The organism is Sphingomonas sp., from assembly GCF_019242355.1.
Lineage (GTDB): Bacteria > Pseudomonadota > Alphaproteobacteria > Sphingomonadales > Sphingomonadaceae > Sphingomicrobium.
This window is the reverse complement of the sequence record NZ_JAFAVR010000111.1, coordinates 1-3,758: the sequence shown is the minus strand read 5'-3', so window position 1 is coordinate 3,758 and position 3,758 is coordinate 1. Positions and strand designations below refer to the sequence as shown.

4 protein-coding genes and 1 pseudogene are annotated in these 3,758 nt (G+C 66.2%); 1 reads left to right on the top strand and 4 read right to left on the bottom strand.

The features are described 5' to 3' along the window. The 4 genes from JOZ79_RS05160 to JOZ79_RS05145 all read right to left on the bottom strand — a co-directional run. The coding region (locus JOZ79_RS05160; RefSeq protein ID WP_294071524.1) for a terminase family protein at positions 1 to 805 on the bottom strand (805 nt) is incomplete at its 3' end. After that, positions 802 to 1,296, bottom strand: a complete 495-nt coding sequence (locus JOZ79_RS05155; protein ID WP_294071522.1) for a hypothetical protein — start codon at positions 1,294 to 1,296, stop codon at positions 802 to 804. The genes JOZ79_RS05155 and JOZ79_RS05160, both read right to left, overlap by 4 nt. A gap of 139 nt (positions 1,297 to 1,435) precedes the next feature. Then, a complete protein-coding gene (locus tag JOZ79_RS05150) occupies positions 1,436 to 2,008 on the bottom strand; it encodes an inorganic diphosphatase (protein WP_294071520.1) in 573 nt (190 codons plus the stop codon). Positions 2,009 to 2,065: 57 nt separating this feature from the next. Continuing rightward, positions 2,066 to 2,485, bottom strand: a complete 420-nt coding sequence (locus JOZ79_RS05145) for a hypothetical protein (RefSeq protein ID WP_294071518.1) — start codon at positions 2,483 to 2,485, stop codon at positions 2,066 to 2,068. Between the two features lie 129 nt (positions 2,486 to 2,614). Between JOZ79_RS05145 and JOZ79_RS05140 the strand changes: the two are divergent. Then, positions 2,615 to 3,758: pseudogene (locus JOZ79_RS05140) on the top strand (RNA degradosome polyphosphate kinase); the annotation flags it as partial.

Below are 3,758 nucleotides of genomic sequence, written 5' to 3'. Positions count from 1 at the left end.
CCCCGTCAATCATTTCGCGGGTCCACAGCGCGCCTTCGATGTCCTTCAGGATTTCCCCGTCCAGCTCCTGCCGCCCAAGCCTGGTCCCGCCGTAACTCGCCGTCAGCAATGCGATCACCTTCTCGTCCAGGTTGATATTGTCGCTCGTCCGTCCGAGCGTCGTCACCGTCGTCGGCATCGCCTCGATCGTCTCCAGCAACCGCATCGACCGCGGCGTCGTCGTCACCAGCGTCCGCGGCCGCGATCCGCGCCGAAGCCCGAATTGCAGATTGTCCCACGATTCCTGCGCCTGGTTCCATTTGGCGAGCTCGTCGCACCAGGCGAAGTCATGCTCCGGGCCACGCAGGCCATCCGGGTTTTCGCCGGAAAACAGTTGCGCCTGGCTTCCATTGGGCCAGCTCAGCCGTCCCAGGCTCGGCTCCCAGGTCAGCGACCGTCCATATCGGTTCGCCACCGTCAACAGGCCGCTGATGCCTTCAACCATCACCAGCCGCGCTTCCGTCATCGTCGCGCCGATCAGGGCGATGCGTGCGCCAGGCTTGCCATCGCCCAGCCTGAACACCCACTCCGCGCCCGCCCGCGTCTTGCCGAAGCCCCGCCCGGCCCGCAGCATCCAGGTGCGCCAGCCCTCGCCGCTCGGCGGCAGCTGGTTCTCGTGCGCCCAGCTTTCGAAGTCCGCGTCGATCTTCATCATGTCCATCACCGACATGCTGCAGATGATCTTCTCCTGGTCGGCGGGCGACGCATTCGCCAGCAACTCCATGTCGCGCGCCCAGCGGCTGCACGTGCGCCGTCCGTCCTTCATTCGCCGCTCGCCTTGGCGGTGCGCCGCTGGCTCAGGCGCTTCAACTTCTGGACCAGCTTGGCGCGGATCTCCGCGATTTCGCCCGGCGGCAGCTCGGCGCTCGCGGCAACGGCTTCGTCGCGATGCATCTTCAACAGCTGCAAACCCAGCTGGTTGGAATATTCGCGAATCCGCTCCGAGCTTCCGTCGCGCTTCGTGACGAGCTTGTCGAGCCCGTTGAACGCCCGGTCGAGCAGCTCCAGCTCCAGCCGCTGGTAAGCGATTCCGATCGCCTCCAGCCACTGCGCCCGGAACGCGGCGTCGCTCTTTCGCCGATTGTACGCCGTAGTCATCGCCACGCCGCTTTCGCGGCAAGCCAGGGTGACGTTGCACGTCTCGACGAGGATGTTCAGGAAAGCGCCCGCCTTCGCCTTCGTCCAGCCGTTCGCGCGGCAGTTCCGCTTATGCGGCCGCTTGCCGCCGACCAGCGCCCTTTCCCTCTTCGCCGCCACTGTGTCCCTCCCCAAACGCAATCGGGCCGGATCGCCCGAAGGCGCCGGCCCGTCCCGAGCCCCGAAGGGCCCGACTCGCAATTCTTCACTGTTCCTGTCGTCTAACCAGGTAGCGTCACGATGTCAACACTTATTTTGCCTATTTGGTTATAGCACGTTCCTGGCCCGCGACCTGCGCTCGATGCGCAGCCGCCGCCTGCTCGATCAGCTCGCAGGCGCGGTCGCGATTGCCGACGCCCAGCACGTTGTAGGTCTGGCCGCGCGCTCGCTTGTAGGCGGCGAAAAAGGCACCGAGCTCGCTTACGAACGTGTCGCCAAGCTGGCTCAGGTGATGGACCTGCGCGAACAGCCGGCTCTCGACCAGCCGCGCGATCACCCGGTCGTTGCGGCGCGGCCGCTTGTTGGGCTTGAACTGCTCGGCTTCGAGCACGCCGAGAATTTGGACCTTGACCATCGATCCCACGGGCAGCGCGGACTCGGGCAGGATGAGCAGGTCCAGCGGGTCGCCGTCCCCGCCCAGGGTCGACGGCACGAACGCGAAGTCGAGCGGGAACGCCATCCCCAGCGGCAACGACTTGCCGACCCGGAACAGGTGGCAGTCGGGATCGTAATAGACCTTCACTCGCGACCCGGCCGGCGCCTCGACGATCGCAAGGCAGGTGGACTGCGCCCGGTCGAGCTCGTGCGGCAGTTCCTCGAGAGACCCACTCATCTAGGCCTCAATTCCCGACCTCTTCGGAAAGTTGCTCCGCTCCACGCATCGCCGCCCTCATTGTCGCGGCGTCTTCCTTGCCCCGGCCCTGGATCCGCCACGGGCAGGCTCGTCGCTCCGGCCAAGCGATTCGATGCTGCGCTTGCCGATCTCCAGCGCCATCTCCCACAGCGCATTGCCGCGCTCGGCGCCTGCCTTGGACAGCTTCCCAAGCTCGTCGGCGGCTTCCGACGCCAGCGCCCTCGCCCTGTCCGGATTCTTCAGCGCGGTTGCGGTCGCCACCAGGGCTGCCGCGACCACGTCCGCCACCAGCGGATGCTCGACCAGCACTCGAAGCTTGGAACCGCCCTCGGCGGCTGCGCCGGTCACCGTCTTGCCCGTCTTGGCGGCGACCTTCGCAGCCTTGTCGCCGGTGTTTTTCGACGCCTTGTCCTTCTTTCCGGCCTTGTCCTTTTTCGGCTTCTTGTCCTTGGCCATCGCGACGCCTCCGCTCGGATTTGCAACCTGGTGATACCTATATCCGTCACATCCCTGTAACACGTGTCTGTTTCAGTTTGGCGACATGCAGTGGCTGCAAACGAACGACGACGGCTTCGGACCCGGCTGATGGACGGCAGCCACCAGGCCCAGGCGAGCGTCGCATCGGACCCGTCCGATCCCGCGACCCGCTACTTCAACCGCGAGCTGAGCTGGCTCGCCTTCAACCGGCGGGTGCTGGACGAGGCCTGCAACCCGCGACATCCGCTCCTCGAGCGCGTCCGGTTCCTGTCGATCTCGGCCAGCAACCTCGACGAATTCTTCATGGTCCGCGTTGCCGGGCTCAAGGCGCACCAGGCGATCGGCGTGGAGGAGCTGTCCCTCGACGGCCTCACCGTCGCTCAGCAGCTGGTCGCGATTACCGCCGACGCCGACCGCCTCGTCACCAGCCAGCATGAGGTCTGGAGTTCGATCCAGGCGGACCTCGGCGGCGCGGTCCGGGTCATCGGCGACGAGCCTCTCGACGAAGCAGCCGAGCGCTGGCTCGACCAGCATTTCCGCGAGCAGATCTTCCCGGTCCTGACGCCACAGGCGATCGACCCGGCGCACCCCTTCCCGTTCATCCCGAACCAGGGGCTCAGCCTCATCTTCGAGCTCAAGAAAGGCAAGGCCAATGTCCGCGAACTGATCATGGCCCCGGCCACGATTCCGCGCTTCGTCCGCCTTCCCGGCGAACCCGGCCGCTACATCGCGCTCGAAACCCTGATCCGCCGCAAGACCGCCTATCTTTTCCCGAAGTACGAGGTGCTGCGCGGCGGCGCCTTCCGCATCATCCGCGACAGCGACATCGAGATCGAGGAGGAAGCCGAGGACCTCGTCCGCTACTTCCGCACCGCGATCAACCGTCGCCGCCGCGGCCGCGTGGTCCGGCTCGAGCTCGAGCCTGGAATGCCCGAGGGCCTCGTCCAGTTCGTCCAGGACGGGCTCGACGCGACGAGCGCCATCACCTCCGAAACCCGCGGCTTCCTCGGCATGGCCGACCTGGCCCAGCTCGTCGACGAGGATCGTCCCGACCTCAAGTTCACGCCCTTCAACGCCCGTTTCCCCGAGCGCATCCGCGAGCATGGCGGAGATTGCCTCGCCGCGATCCGGGAGAAGGACATCCTCGTCCACCACCCATACGAAAGCTTCGAGGTCGTCGTCGAGTTCATCCAGCAGGCCGCCGCCGATCCCGACGTCGTCGCGATCAAGCAGACGCTCTACCGCGCGGGAA

Bases quoted from the DNA above. Each gene is read 5' to 3' on its own strand.
- JOZ79_RS05150 (WP_294071520.1), bottom strand. From the start codon at position 2,008: ATGAGTGGGTCTCTCGAGGAACTGCCGCACGAGCTCGACCGGGCGCAG.
- JOZ79_RS05145 (WP_294071518.1), bottom strand. From the start codon at position 2,485: ATGGCCAAGGACAAGAAGCCGAAAAAGGACAAGGCCGGAAAGAAGGAC.